The organism is Streptomyces sp. NPDC043870, from assembly GCF_056435785.1.
Window position 1 is genome coordinate 353,126 of record NZ_JBWKDT010000004.1, and the last position, 13,785, is coordinate 366,910.

The window sequence follows — 13,785 nt, forward strand, 5'->3', positions numbered from 1 at the left end:
CATGGCCGGGCTGCTCTCCCGCAGACGCCACGGGACTCAGGAGCAGCGTCGCCTGGAGGTCCCGCCGGGGCTGCCCGCAACACTGGGCTGCGACGCGGTCGGGGTGCCCGCACGGCACGGATTCCGGATGCTGGCCAAGCTGCCGAGCACGGGCTGTGTCTACTCGGACACGGACTGGTGGTGGTGGATCGTGCCCGCCGGCTCCGACCTGGAGCTGAGGTGGCCGCTGCCCTCGTACTACTCCCGCGGGGCATACGTACCGGCGGCGGCGCGGCTGATCCACTGGCCCGAGGACACCAGTCCCTACACCCCACCCATCCCGCTCTATCTGATGATCTGCCAGATCACCGGCACCGCGCCCGCCTGGACGGGTCACGGGCTCAGAAGCGCACAGGGAGCCTGAGCAGCCCGCGGGCCCGCATCGAGGGCCGGTGGGCGAGCTCCCCCTCCGCCATGTCGAGGGCCAGCCGGGGAAAACGCTCCAGCAGCGCCCCGAGCGCGATCGCGGTCTCCAGCCTGGCCAGTGGTGCGCCGAGGCAGTAGTGGATCCCGTGGCCGAGCGCCAGATGCGCGCCGGCGTCCGTACGGTCCAGGTCCAGCCGGTCCGGGGCGGGGAACCGGCCGGGATCCCGGTTCGCCGCCGCGAGCGAGAGCAGGACGGTCTCCCCGGCCGGGACGGTGACGCCGCCGATGGTGACGTCCCGAACGGGGAAGCGGCGGATCGCCAGCAGCGCGGGACCGTCGTAGCGGGCCAGCTCCTCGACGGCGGGTCCCAGTCGGCCCGCCGGGTCCGCACGCAGGGCCGCGAGCTGGTCCGGGTGGCTCAGCAGCGCCAGGACGGCGTTCCCGATGAGATGGACGGTGTTCTCGTACCCGGCGAAGAGGATCAGGAAGACCAGCGACCTCAGCTCGTCCTCGGACAGCCGGTCGCCCTCCTCGTCACGCACCGTGATCAGGGCCGAGATCAGATCGTCACCGGGGCTGCGGCGTTTGGTGGCGAGCAGTGCCGTGAAGAACGACAGCATGCTGACAACGGCGTCCTTGGCCGCGTCAGGCCTGGCCGGATCGGGCGCGACGAGGGAGTCCGTCCAGTCCCGGAAGTCCCTCCGGTCCCCCTCGGGCACACCGAGGAGGTCGCAGATGACCGTGACCGGCAGCGGCGCGGCGTACGCGGCGATGAGATCGGCCCGGCCGTGCGGCTCGATCGCGTCGAGGAGCCGGTGCGCGGTGCGCAGGACGGGGTCCCGCAGCGCCTCGATCCGGGACGGAGTGAACACGCGGGAGACCAGCCTGCGGATCCGGGTGTGGTCCGGCGGGTCCATGTTCAGCAGGTTCGCGTCCAGCGCCGGCGGCAGCGCGAAACCACGGTAGCCACCGGCCCCGGCGTTGCTCCGGTCGAGCGACAGCCTGCTGTCGGCGAGCGCAGCGCGTACGTCCTCGTAACGGGTGACCAGCCAGACGGGGCTGCCGTCGGGGCCCGCCACCTTGTGCACGGGGGCGGAGCCGCGCAGCCGCTCATAGGCGCCGTACGGGTCGGACAGCAACGGGTCGGACAGCAACGGGTCGGGCCGGTCGTGCGGGACATCTGACATGCCCTCACCCTAGGCAACGGGGGGCGGAGAAGGACAGTTGCCCCCTCCCGATGGGATGATCGCCATGACGCTTCGGCAGGCTGTCCACTCACGGGGGTTGCGATGTCTCTGCTCGCCATCAGTGATCTGCACGTCAACCACAAGGAGAACCGCAAGCACGTCGACAGTCTGCGGCCCGGCTCCGACGACGACTGGCTGCTCGTCGCCGGCGACGTCGGCGACCTGGTGTCGGACATCGAGTGGGCGCTGACGCTGCTGCGCGACCGGTTCGCCAAGGTCGTATGGGCACCGGGGAACCACGAGCTGTGGACGGTGTCCACCGACCCCGTCCAGGCGCGCGGCGTGGAGCGCTACGAACTGCTCGTGGAGCTGTGCCGACGGCTGGGCGTGGTGACACCCGAGGACCCGTACCCGGTCTGGACGAGCGAGGACGGGCCCGTCGCGATCGCGCCGCTGTTCCTGCTGTACGACTACACCTTCCGCCCCGAGGGCACGGCCACCCAGGAGGAGGCCCTGGACCAGGCGCGCCGCGCGCATGTCGTCTGCACCGACGAAGTTCTGCTGCATCCCGACCCGTATCCGAGCCGCGACGCCTGGTGCCGGGCCCGGCTGGAGCTCACCGAGTCACGGCTGGCCGCCGTCCCCGACGGGCTGCCCACGGTGCTGGTCAACCACTATCCGCTGGTCCGTGAGCCGACGCGGGTACTGCGGTATCCCGAATTCGCGCTCTGGTGCGGGACCGAGCACACCGCGGACTGGCACATCCGCCACCGGGCCCTCGCGATGGTGTACGGGCATCTGCACATCCCCCGCACCACCCGGCACGACGGTGTGCCGTTCCACGAGGTGTCGGTGGGCTATCCGCGTGAATGGCGGGAGCGCTCGGGGGAGCCGGCGCTGCCGACGACGATCCTGCGCTGAGTCCCCGGTCAGCCCTTCGAGGCGGGCAGCGTGTGGACCCCGAACGCCGCGCGCTGCGGATCGTGCAGCACCGCGAACCGCGGCCCTCCCTCCATCTGCACCGGTTCCAGGAACACTCCGCCGCCCGCGTCCGACGCCGTGTGCGCGGTCGCGTCGACGTCCGTCACCTGGAAGTACGGCAGCCAGTGCGCCGTGGCCTCCGGCGGGAACCGCTCGTCCTGCATCCTGAGCAGCCCGCCGAAGTCGTCGCCCCCGACCCCGAACTGGGTGTAGTGCTCCGATACGTTCACGGTCCAGCCGAAAACCGTCGGATAGAACCGCCTGGCCTCTGCCGGGTCGCGGGTCAGCAGCTCGACCCAGCCCAGCGCACCCGGCGCGTTGAGCAGCTCCGCCCCGGCGAAGTTGCGGCCCTGCCAGAGCGAGAAGACCGCGCCCTCGGGGTCCGCGACCACCGCGAAGCGGCCGTCCTCGAAGACGTCCATCGGTCCGGTGAGCAGCGTCCCGCCCGCGTCGGTGACCGCTGTTGCGGTGGCGTCCGTGTCGTTCGTCGCGAAGGACACGGTCCACGCCGCGGGCTGCTTCGGCTGGTACAGCGGGGTGAGCGCGGCGACCGCGGCGTCGCCGACGCGGGCCATGGTGTAGCCGCCGGCCTCGGCCCGCGGATCGGTCGCCGTGCGCCAGCCGAAGACCGTGCCGTAGAAGTCCTGCGCACCCGGAATGTCGTCGGTGCCGAGCTCGACCCAGCAAGGTCCGCCGATGACGGGACGGGAAGTCTTCATGGTCGTACCTCCGGGGGTGGGATCCCCCGCTAGCACGCTATGCCGCCTGCGTCACAGCGGCCACCTGTGCACGGCCCGTACGATCGGGCACCGCCACGCCCACCCGGGCGGGCGACACCCGTCTGGAGGGCCAATGGTGACCCCTGGCAATGCCGCGCGCCTCTCGCCGGCTCCGGCCGCGGCCGGAGAGCCCGCTGCCGCCGAACGCCCGGCGCGGGCGTCCCCCGTACCGAACGGGGTGACCGGCGTCGGTATGATCGTCGTCGACGCGGGCGGCCGGATCCTCCTCGGGCTCGCGCACAACGGCTGCTGGGAGCTGCCCGGCGGCAAGGTCGACCCCGGTGAGACCTTCGAGCGGGCGGGGGCGCGGGAACTGGCCGAGGAGACGGCGCTCCGGGTGCGCGAAGAAGACGTACGGATCGTCGCCGTGGTGCTCGACGGCGAGCGCGGCATCACCCGAATCTCCGCCGCGGGCCTGGTCACCGGCATCGAGGGCGAGCCGGAGGTCACAGAGCCGGACAAGATCGTGCGCTGGCAGTGGCACCGTCCGGACGCCGTTCCGGCCGAGCTGTTCGTTCCCTCGGCCGCCGTGCTGCGCGCCTGGCGGCCCGAACTGACGCTGCCGGAGGTCCCGGCCCACAGCTATCCCGTCGTCGGCTGACCGGTTCCGGGTTTCCGGGTTCTGGGTTTCTGGGTTTCTGGCTTTCTGTTATCGGCGCGGGGGCGGCGCGTCTCCCATGTGTCGGAGGACAGGCCCGAGTTCTGAAAGAGAGTGGACACAGCGTGAGCAGCGAACGCGAAGCCGCGATGATCATGGCGGCGCAGGCCGGGGACCAGCAGGCGCAGGACGGGCTCGTCGCCGAGTACCTTCCACTCGTCTACAACATCGTCGGCCGGGCCATGAACGGCCACGCCGACGTGGACGACGTGGTGCAGGAGACCATGCTCCGCGTCCTCGGCGGCCTTGAGGGGCTCCGCAGCCCGGAGAACTTCCGCAGCTGGCTGGTCGCCATCACGATGAACCAGATACGCGGCCACTGGCGCGAGCGCCGGTCGGGCGCGATACCCACCGGCGGTGGCCTGGACGACGCGTACGACGTCGTCGACCCCGGCGCGGACTTCGTGGACCTCACCATCACGCGCCTCGGACTCTCCGGTCAGCGCCGCGAGACCGCTGAGGCCACCCGCTGGCTGGACGAGGACGACCGGGCGCTGCTGTCGCTGTGGTGGCTGGAGGCCGCCGGACAGCTGTCGCGGGCGGAGGTCGCCGCGGCACTGGAGCTGTCCCCGCAGCACACCGCGGTACGGGTGCAGCGGATGAAGGCCCAGTTGGAGACGGCCCGTGTCGTGGTCCGCGCGCTGTCCGCCGACCCGCGCTGCGTCCTGCTGGAGCCGATCGTCGCCGGCTGGGACGGCATACCCTCGGCCCTCTGGCGCAAGCGCCTGGCCCGCCACGCCCGCGGCTGCACGGTCTGCTCGGGGCACTGGTCGGGGCTGGTGCCCGCCGAGGGCCTGCTCGTCGGCCTCGCGCTCGTACCGGTGGCGGCATCGCTCGGCCGGTTCGCCTCGTCGCCGGACATGGTCGCGACCGCTTCCGCCCACGCGCCCGCCTCCACCCGTACCCAGGCCCGCCTGGAGCGGGCGCGGCGGCGCCGCCGTACCGCGGCAGTGGCCGCCGCGGTCGCCGCTCTCGTCACGGGCGGCGGTGCGGTCCATCTCCTCACCGGCCCCTCGGACGACGAGGAACCGCGCGCCACGGCCGCCGCCCCGGCGTCCCCGTTGCTTCCGTCGCCCACCCGGAGCCCGTCCCCCTCCCCGTCGCTCACCGCCTCCCCGAGCCCCACGCCGAAGCCCAGCCCGAGCAAGACGGCCAAGCCCACGCCGAAGCCCACGCCGGCCAAGCCCAGGCCGAAGCCCACGCCCACGCCGGAGCAGCCGGACCCGGCGCCGCCCCTGCCGAGCGGCGACGCCGAGCAGGTCGTCGCCCTGGTCAACTCCGAGCGCGCCAAGGCGGGATGCGGACCGGTGACCAGCAACGACAAGCTCGACACGGCGGCCCAGCGGCACTCCGAGGACATGGCGGCCCGTGACTACTTCGACCACACGAGCCCGGACGGGACCGATCCCGGCGACCGCATCACCGCGGCCGGCTACCGCTGGAGCACGTACGGCGAGAACATCGCGAGGGGCCAGCAGAGCCCTGCCTCGGTGATGGACTCCTGGATGAACAGTTCGGGCCACCGCGCGAACATCCTCAACTGCTCGTTCAAGGAGATCGGCGTGGGCATCCACGACGCGTCGGGCGGGCCGTGGTGGACGCAGGCGTTCGGTACGGCGATGTGAGGTGAACCGGCCTGCGGCGGCGCCGGCCGACGGACCGTCACCGTGCGGCGGTGCCGGGGCACCGGGGAGTGCCTGCCCGGACGCCGCCGGGCGGACGGAATCTCGACGAGGCGGTTCAGGCGCAGATGCGTTTGTAGCCGGTCGCCCCCGGCCGGGCCCGGAACGTCACCTCGTGCCCCGCGTCGTCGGTGAAGACCGCCTGCGTCCCGGACGTCAGAGTCATCGTGCCGCGCTGGGTGGGGTTGCCCCACCCTTCGGGCGGGTTTCCCGCGCCGTCGTCGAGCGGCGTCCGAGCCTCGAAGTACGTCGAGCCGATTCGGGCCTCGTCGATCCCGCAGTGTGTGTAGAGGTCGTAGGGGATCGCCCGGCCGGACGGCCGGGCCCGGACCGTCTCCACGGCCTCGCCCTTACCGGCTTTCCCTGCCTCACCGGCCTCGGCTGCCTCCCCCGCCTCGGTGCAGCCTGTGAGGGCACCAGCAGCCAGCGCGAGGGCGCACACGATCCGTCCGGCTCTCTTGGTCATGGCACTTGGACGCCCGGTCCGCTCGGGCGGTTCCACCGGCCGGCGGCCTCCGGAACACAGTCTTCCGCAAACCTGCACACCGAACGCGCAACCGATGCACAGCAGCTGACCGAGGCTCACCGCGTGCGGCGGGGTTGGCGGCATGGCAGGCCATTGGGGCGGGAGTGTCCGATTCCGCTTCGGCGGCGCGCTCCACCCGAAGGGAATCGGGAACGTGAACCTTGTGAAGAAGTCGCCGCCGAGGCGTGGACGCATCTGCACGTGAACGTGAATCCGTGCCGGATGAGGCCCTGACCGGGAGTTGTCCGATTGGCTGTCCGGCGCGTCGGCGTGCTTTGATCCGTCGCATCGCGGGAGTTGCACCGAGGGTTCCTGATTTATTGGGCATCCGCACGACCGCTGACGCGGCCGGGTCGTTTTCCGGCGGGACCGGCCGGCACCTTTGAGAAATATCCACATGAAGGGAAGCTTCATCATGAACTTCACCCCCCAGGTCGAGACCGCTGAGATCTCCGACGCCGACCTCGACAACGTCTCGGGCGGTCTGCACAGCGCCGTTGCCGCCGGTGCGGTTTCCGGCCTGACCTCCACCGTCGACGGCATCGTCCCGGTCTCCGGCGTCCTGGGCTCCGTCGTCGGCACCGTCGAGGGCGCCACCGGCCTCAACACCGGCGCCGTCACGGGCCTGGTCGCCGGTCTCTGAGACCCGCATGAGTGAGCCCCGGAACGGTCAAGGTTCCGGGGCTCACGGCGTCATCATACCCTGACCCGGACATTTGCAGTCGAGGGAAGAGTTACGTGCAGTTCCGCCAAAAGGCCCTTTCCAAGCTGCAATCGCCCGAAGAAATAGATTTGCCGGTGCGTTTTGCCCGTCCGCAGGGCTGGCTCGTCCTCACGATCACGGTTGTCGCCATGGCAGCGGCGTCTTTCTGGGCCGTAAAAGGTTCCGTTTCGTCCACTCTCACCGTCCCCGGCGTTCTTACGCACGCACAGGGCAGTTATGTCCTGCAGAGTCCGGTCGCGGGCCAGGTCACCGAAGTCCTCGCCGAGGAGGGCAAACAGCTGCCCGCGGGCGCGCCGCTACTGAAGGTCCGTACCGCCGAGGACGACAGGACTGCGGGCGACAAGGAACAGGGCGAAACGGCGGAGGACGAAACGACGGAGGGCGACAACGCCGACGGCGACAAGGCGGACGGCACGGTCATTCGCACGATCGCGGCGGGCCGGGTGACCACCCTCGTCGCCACCATCGGTGCGGTCGTCACCACCGGCGCGAACGTCGCGGTCGTGGAGCGGGTCGACGACGCCGGCGCTCCTCTGATGGTGATGCTCTACCTCCCGGCCGACAACGGCTCGACGGTCCCCGTGGGCGCGCGTGTCGATCTCACCGTGCAGTCCGTGCCGGCCCAGCAGTACGGAGTGCTGCGGGGCCGGGTGAAGGCGATCGGCAGGACCTCGCAGACGCGGGCGCAGATCGCCGGATTCCTCGGCGACAGCCAGCTGGGCGAGCAGTTCTCGCGGCAGGGCAGGCCGGTGCCCGTGCTGGTGCAGCTGGACCGGTCGTCCCGTACGAAGTCCGGTTACGCGTGGTCGTCGGCGGACGGGCCGCCGTACGCGATCGACTCCATGACTCTGGCCACCGGGGCCGTCCATCTGGCCGACCAGCGTCCGATCGATTGGCTGCTGCCGTGACCGCACCGCACCGCACCGCCGCACCGCGACGCGCCAACGCCCGCCGCGCCAACGCCCGCCGCGCGAACCCCCGCCGTGCGCAGAAGCCCGTGCAGCAGAAGGCCGTCCGCACGCCCACCGTGCTCCAGATGGAGGCCGTGGAGTGCGGCGCCGCCGCGCTCGCCATGGTGCTCGGCCACTACGGCAGGCACGTACCCCTCGAAGAGCTGCGCATCGCGTGCGGCGTCTCCCGCGACGGCTCGCGGGCCAGCAACATCCTCAAGGCGGCTCGCAGCTACGGGCTGCAGGCCAAGGGCATGCAGATGGAGCCGGCCGCGCTCGCGGGCGTGCGGGCACCCGCCATCCTCTTCTGGGAGTTCAACCACTACGTCGTCTACGACGGCGTGGGACGGCGCCTCGGCCGCCGGGGCGTGCACATCAACGACCCCGGCAAGGGCCGCCGTTTCGTCCCGGCGGAGGACTTCGACACCAGCTTCACCGGTGTGGTCCTGGTCTTCGAACCCGGTGAGGCGTTCCGCCCGGGCGGGCGCAGGCCCGGGATCCTCGGTTCGCTTCCGGCCCGGCTGCGCGGAACCACCGGCACGATGGCCGCCGCGCTGCTCGCCAGCCTCCTCCTGGTCGCGGTCGGCGCCGCGCTCCCCGCGCTGAGCCGTACGTACATCGACATGTTCCTGGTGGGCCGCCAGACCTCGCTGCTGGGCGTTCTGTTCGCCTCCATGGCCGCGATGGTGGCGCTGACCGCCGTACTGACCGGACTGCAACAGGCGAACCTGCTGCGCGGCCGGATCATCTCGTCCACGCTGAGCAGCGCCCGCTTCTTCCGGCATCTGCTCCGGCTCCCGGTGACGTTCTTCGCGCAGCGCAGCCCCGCCGACCTCGTGCAGCGGCTGCAGTCCAACGACGCGGTCGCGGAGACCCTGGCCCGCGATCTCACCGCGTTCGGCGTGGACGGGACCGTCGTCGTGCTCTACGCGGTGCTGCTGTGGACCTACGACCCGCAGCTCACCGTCATCGGGGTACTGATCGCGCTGCTCAATGTGGTCGCGATGCGGGTCGTGGTACGGCTGCGCGCGACGCGTACGCAGAAGCTGCGCGCCGACAGCGCACGGCTCACCAACACCTCGTACACCGGTATCCAGTTGATCGAGACGATGAAGGCCACCGGGGGCGAGAACGGGTACTTCCGCCGCTGGGCCGGGCAGCACGCGACCACGCTGGAGGAGCAGCAGCGTCTGGGCGTGCCGAGCGCGGCGCTGGCGGTCGTCGCCCCCACCCTCGCCACACTCAACAGCGCGGTGATCCTGTGGATCGGCGGGCTGCGTGCCGTGGAGGGCCATATCTCGATCGGTCTGCTCGTCGCCTTCCAGGCGCTGGTGACCCGCTTCACGGCGCCGATCACCCGGCTCAACGGGATGGCGAGCCGGATCCAGGACTTCGCCGCCGATGTCACCCGGCTCAAGGACGTCGAGAACTTCCCCGCGGACGGCCTGTACACCCGCCGCGAACCGGCCGCGAGCACCCGCAGGCTGATGGGTCATGTGACGCTGGACGACATCACCTTCGGCTACAGCCCGCTCGACAAGCCGCTGCTCACCGGCTTCTCGCTGTCCGTCGGGCCGGGGCAGCAGGTGGCGCTCGTCGGCGGCTCCGGAAGTGGCAAGTCCACCGTCTCACGGCTGATCGCCGGGCTCTACAGCCCGTGGGAGGGGACGATCCGGATCGACGGGCAGCGGCTCGACGACATCCCTCGGGGTGCGCTCGCGGCCTCGGTGTCCTTCGTCGACCAGGACGTCTTCCTCTTCGAGGGCACCGTGCGGGACAACGTGGCGCTGTGGGATCCGTCGATCCCGGACGAGGCCGTCGTCGACGCGCTCAAGGACGCGGCCCTGTACGACGTCGTCGCCCGGCGGCCCGGCGGGATCCACGGCCGCGTGGAGCAGGACGGGCGCAATTTCTCGGGTGGGCAGCGGCAGCGTCTGGAGATCGCGCGGGCGCTGGTCCGCCGGCCCAGTGTGCTGGTCCTCGACGAGGTGACCAGTGCGCTGGACGCGGAGACCGAGCAGCTCATCATCGACAATCTGCGGCGCCGCGGCTGCGCCTGCGTGGTGATCGCCCACCGGCTCAGCACGGTGCGTGACAGCGACGAGATCCTGGTGCTCGACCACGGCTCGGTCGTGGAGCGTGGGCGGCACGAAGAGCTGGTCGCGCGCGGGGGCGCGTACGCCGAACTGGTCAAGGAGCACTGAGGTGATCCCCGTTCAGCCCGGCCATCAGGCCCCTTCGGCGTATCCCGACGACATGGTGCTGGCGGCGCTCGGCGGCCTCGGCCGGCAGGTGGACTGCTCCGGACTGCGGAGTCTTTCGCTGGAGGGGCCGCAGGTGCTGTGGCTCGTCGTGGGCGGGGCACTCGACCTGTTCGCCGTCGACGCCGTGCAGCAGGGGCACTGGCACTTCCTCGGCCGGCTGGAGACGGGCACCCTGCTGCTCGGCCCGGTCGAGGGGCCCCAGCACACCCTGGTCGGCAGGCCGTTGCAGGGGTGCGTGCTGCGCCGGATACCGCTGCGGGAGCTGCACCAGCCGTCCGGGTACGCCGACGCGTGGTCGTACCAGAACCCGTACCAGAGCCAGTACGACAGCCAGGACGGCACCCTGAGCCTGCTGGAGCACGCATTCGCGCTCGGCGTCGGACGCGGCCAGCGCGTGCTGTTCGAAGCCCCGCTCGACGGCCGGACGACGGACGACGAGGCGGTCGCCGACGACGACATCCTGTGGCTGCCGGTCTTTCCCGGCAGCGTGCAGTACGGCGCGGCGTTCAGCGCCGAGGCGGCCGCCGATCTCCTCGTCGACGGCGCCCTGTGGCAGCAGATGGTCAACCAGCAGTACCGGCTGCTGTCGGGCCTCGACCGCTGGATCGAGCGGCTCGAACGGGCCCACGAGGACAGGGCCGCCGCCGGCATCAAGGCGGGCGAAGCGGTACGCGCGGGCGCGGACCAGGCGCTGCTGGCCTCCATGGGCCGCTCCCGCAGGACTTCCTCGGCGCGGTCGGCAGGCGCCGCCTCCGACGACGCCGTGTACTCCGTCTGCCGGCTGGTCGCGTCGGCGGCCGGGGTCACGCTCGCGGAGCCCAGGCAGGGCGGCCCGGTCAACGAGCGGATCGGGCCGGTCGAACGCATCGCGCTCGCTTCGCGGATCCGGACCCGCGCGGTACGGCTCGACGGGAAGTGGTGGCGGGAGAACTGCGGACCTCTGGTGGGTCACCGTGCCAAGTCCGGTGCACCGGTAGCCCTGTTGTGGCGGCGTGGCGGATATCAGGCGGTGAACCCGGTGACGGGCAGCCGGATCCGTGTCGACGAGGACACGGCGGAGGAGTTCGAGCCGCGTGCCGTCATGTTCTACCGGCCGCTGCCCGAACGCCCGATGAGTCTCTGGCGGCTGATGCGCTTCAGCCTCCATGGCAGCCGCCCGGACGTGCGCAACCTCGCGATCGCGGGCCTGGTGACGGTCGCTCTGGGCGCGCTGGTGCCGATCGCCACGGGACAGGTGCTCGGGGTGTACGTACCGAACGCCGAGACCAGCCTCATCGTGCAGGTGTCCGTGGCCGTCATGGTCGCGGGCATCGTCTCCGCCGCGTTCATGCTGCTGCAGAACCTCACCATCCTGCGCATGGAGGGCCGCATCGAGTCCACGCTGCAGCCCGCCGTGTGGGACCGGCTGCTACGGCTGCCGACCAAGTTCTTCGCCGAGCGCTCCACGGGAGAGCTGGCGAGCGCGGCGATGGGCATCAGCGCGATCCGCAGGCTGCTGTCGGGCGTGGGCCCCGTGGTCGTCCAGGCGAGCACGGTCGGGGCGATGAACCTCGTCCTGCTGCTCGCCTACAGCGTCCCGCTGGCGCTGGCGGCGATCGCGATGCTGACCGTCATCGGGGTCGTGTTCCTGGGGCTCGGGCTGTGGCAGCTGCGCTGGCAGCGGCGGCTCGTGGAGCTCGGCAACAAGCTCAACAACCAGGCGTTCCAGACACTTCGCGGGCTGCCCAAGCTGCGGGTCGCGGCGGCGGAGAGCTTCGCGTACGCGGCGTGGGCGCGGCAGTTCGCGCGCAGCCGCGAGCTGCAGCGGCGGGCGGGCCGGATCCGTAATCTGACCACGGTCCTCGACGCGGTGTATCTGCCGCTCTGCGCGCTCATCATGTTCATGTTGCTGGCGGGCCCGGCGCGCGGGAGCCTCACGGCCGGTGAGTTCCTCACCTTCCACACCGCCGTGACGATGATGCTGGCGTCGGTGACACAGCTGACCGGAGCGCTCGTCTCCGCCGCTGCCGTCCTGCCGATGTTCGAACAGATCAAGCCGGTTCTTGAAGAGGCGCCCGAGGTACGCGGCGCCAGCACCCAGCCCGGAGAGCTGTCCGGGGCGATCGAGGCCCGAAAGGTGTCCTTCCGTTACGCCGACGACGGCCCGCTCGTCCTCGACGACGTGTCCCTCACGGTCCGGCCCGGCGAGTTCGTCGCGATCGTCGGTCCCAGCGGCTGCGGCAAGACGACCCTGCTCCGCCTGCTCATCGGCTTCGACAAACCCGCCTCGGGCAGCGTGCTCTACGACGGTCAGGACCTCGCCGCACTCGACCAGGCGGCCGTCCGTCGCCAGTGCGGTGTCGTCCTGCAGAACGCCCAGCCGTTCACCGGGTCGATCCTGGACTGCATCTGCGGCGCCGAGCCGTTCACGCAGGAGGAGGCGTGGGAGGCCGCCGAGATGGCGGGGCTCGCCGAGGACATCCGGCGCATGCCGATGGGCATGCAGACCATGATCGCCGGCGGCGGCGCGATCTCCGGCGGACAGCGACAGCGTCTGATGATCGCCCAGGCCCTCGTACGACGGCCGCGCGTCCTGTTCTTCGACGAGGCGACGAGCGCGCTCGACAACGCGACCCAGCGCACGGTGATCGAGAGCACGCGGGCGCTGCGGGCCACCCGTGTCGTCATCGCCCACCGGCTGTCGACGGTGATGGACGCGGATCGGGTCGTCGTCATGTCGGAGGGGCGGGTGGTGCAGGTGGGGCCGCCGGCGGAGCTGCTGGCGGATACGAGCGGGCGGCTGCACGAGCTGGTACGGCGGCAGATGACCTGAGGTGCGGGCCCGGCTCGTTTACGCGTGGTGCTCTGCAGTGCGTGACAGCACATGCACATCCCGTCCCTTTTGCTGGATTTTGCCCTAAATTGTTGACCGTGTCACTATCTCGGTTCTAGCGTGAAAGGCACGAGGTGACTCGTAGAGGGTTCAATCATTAGGGCCGCTCGGCACCTCGAAGACCGGTCGGGACCGTGACCGAACGCCGCGGCCCGGGCGGCGGGGTGGTGTCGCGGAACTGTGGCCCGCCGCATCATGTCGGCGAGGCTGCGAAAGCCCGGTACCGAATCCCACCCGTACCTCCTCGCCATACTCATGAGGCGGCGTCAGTTCTGCCGCGCGTGGGCGGGTGCCGGTGCCGGTGCCGGACAGGGTCGCGAGTGCATCCCGCGCGTCGGCCCCCAGGTGGGCCGGATGCGCGCCGGGCCCGGGACTTCCGGGTCCGCGAAACCCACTCATCCCTGAAGGGAAGAATCATGAGCGCAACCATGTCCCGGACCGGGCGCCTCGTTGCCGCAGTGTTCGCCGCGCTCGTCCTCGCGTTCACCGGGATCGGAGCCGGCACGGCCGCCGCGGCGGACTCGCACTACGGCAACTCCGGATACTCCAGTGACCGCGGCGGCCACGACGGCGATCACGGCGATCACGACTACGGAAGCTGGGACGGCCACGACAACTGGTGAGATGACACCGGGGTCCCGCTCGCCTCGAGCGTGGGGTGCCCCGGCTACGAGATACAGGTCCGCCGCTGCTCAGCGGCGGACCTTTCGCACGCCGCGACGAACTCGGCGGGCTGCCCGACAACGCGTGGTGGCAG

12 protein-coding genes are annotated in these 13,785 nt (G+C 71.1%); 9 read left to right on the forward strand and 3 right to left on the reverse strand.

The genetic code is table 11. From position 1 onward, the window contains the following. Nucleotide 1: 1 nt before the first annotated feature. Nucleotides 2-403 (forward strand): hypothetical protein, encoded by a 402-nt coding sequence (locus AC0699_RS08025; RefSeq protein ID WP_478657222.1) that lies wholly within the window; start codon nucleotides 2-4, stop codon nucleotides 401-403. Here the strand turns inward: AC0699_RS08025 and AC0699_RS08030 are convergent. After that, nucleotides 381-1,592: a cytochrome P450 family protein gene (locus AC0699_RS08030; protein WP_478657075.1), complete on the reverse strand. Its 1,212-nt coding sequence runs from the start codon at nucleotides 1,590-1,592 to the stop codon at nucleotides 381-383. The two genes, AC0699_RS08025 and AC0699_RS08030, sit on opposite strands and share 23 nt — an antisense overlap. A gap of 102 nt (nucleotides 1,593-1,694) precedes the next feature. Between AC0699_RS08030 and AC0699_RS08035 the strand changes: the two genes are divergently transcribed. Then, complete coding sequence (locus tag AC0699_RS08035; RefSeq protein ID WP_478657078.1) at nucleotides 1,695-2,513, forward strand: metallophosphoesterase family protein; 819 nt, start codon at nucleotides 1,695-1,697, stop codon at nucleotides 2,511-2,513. An 8-nt stretch (nucleotides 2,514-2,521) separates the two neighbouring features. On the opposite strand, the gene AC0699_RS08040 is transcribed toward AC0699_RS08035, so the two are convergent. Beyond that, on the reverse strand, nucleotides 2,522-3,292 hold the full coding sequence (locus AC0699_RS08040; protein ID WP_478657080.1) for a VOC family protein: 771 nt from the start codon (nucleotides 3,290-3,292) through the stop codon (nucleotides 2,522-2,524). A 133-nt stretch (nucleotides 3,293-3,425) separates the two neighbouring features. Between AC0699_RS08040 and AC0699_RS08045 the strand changes: the two genes are divergently transcribed. Together AC0699_RS08045 and AC0699_RS08050 are read left to right on the forward strand one after the other, a co-directional pair. Next, nucleotides 3,426-3,953 (forward strand): nucleotide triphosphate diphosphatase NUDT15, encoded by a 528-nt coding sequence (locus AC0699_RS08045; RefSeq protein ID WP_478657083.1) that lies wholly within the window; start codon nucleotides 3,426-3,428, stop codon nucleotides 3,951-3,953. Nucleotides 3,954-4,075: 122 nt separating this feature from the next. Next, nucleotides 4,076-5,635, forward strand: coding sequence for a sigma-70 family RNA polymerase sigma factor (locus tag AC0699_RS08050; RefSeq protein ID WP_478657086.1), 1,560 nt, complete (start codon nucleotides 4,076-4,078; stop codon nucleotides 5,633-5,635). 115 nt (nucleotides 5,636-5,750) lie between these two features. On the opposite strand, the gene AC0699_RS08055 is transcribed toward AC0699_RS08050, so the two are convergent. Further along, nucleotides 5,751-6,158, reverse strand: coding sequence for a hypothetical protein (locus tag AC0699_RS08055; protein ID WP_478657088.1), 408 nt, complete (start codon nucleotides 6,156-6,158; stop codon nucleotides 5,751-5,753). A gap of 475 nt (nucleotides 6,159-6,633) precedes the next feature. On the opposite strand from AC0699_RS08055, the gene AC0699_RS08060 reads away from it, so the two are divergent. The 5 genes from AC0699_RS08060 to AC0699_RS08080 all read left to right on the forward strand — a co-directional run bounded on the left by AC0699_RS08060 (nucleotide 6,634) and on the right by AC0699_RS08080 (nucleotide 13,651). After that, the gene (locus tag AC0699_RS08060) at nucleotides 6,634-6,861 is read left to right on the forward strand and encodes a type A2 lantipeptide (RefSeq protein ID WP_478657090.1); all 228 of its coding nucleotides are present in this window, start codon (nucleotides 6,634-6,636) and stop codon (nucleotides 6,859-6,861) included. A 95-nt stretch (nucleotides 6,862-6,956) separates the two neighbouring features. Beyond that, a complete protein-coding gene (locus AC0699_RS08065; RefSeq protein WP_478657093.1) occupies nucleotides 6,957-7,850 on the forward strand; it encodes a hypothetical protein in 894 nt (297 codons plus the stop codon). Continuing rightward, nucleotides 7,847-10,096, forward strand: a complete 2,250-nt coding sequence (locus AC0699_RS08070) for an NHLP family bacteriocin export ABC transporter peptidase/permease/ATPase subunit (RefSeq protein ID WP_478657095.1) — start codon at nucleotides 7,847-7,849, stop codon at nucleotides 10,094-10,096. The genes AC0699_RS08065 and AC0699_RS08070 overlap by 4 nt, the downstream gene beginning before the upstream one ends. Before the next feature lie 52 nt (nucleotides 10,097-10,148). Continuing rightward, a complete protein-coding gene (locus tag AC0699_RS08075) occupies nucleotides 10,149-12,968 on the forward strand; it encodes an NHLP bacteriocin export ABC transporter permease/ATPase subunit (RefSeq protein ID WP_478657224.1) in 2,820 nt (939 codons plus the stop codon). 476 nt (nucleotides 12,969-13,444) lie between these two features. Next, nucleotides 13,445-13,651 carry a hypothetical protein gene (locus tag AC0699_RS08080; RefSeq protein WP_478657098.1) on the forward strand — a complete coding sequence of 69 codons (207 nt, stop codon included), beginning with the start codon at nucleotides 13,445-13,447 and terminating at the stop codon, nucleotides 13,649-13,651. Nucleotides 13,652-13,785: the final 134 nt, after the last annotated feature.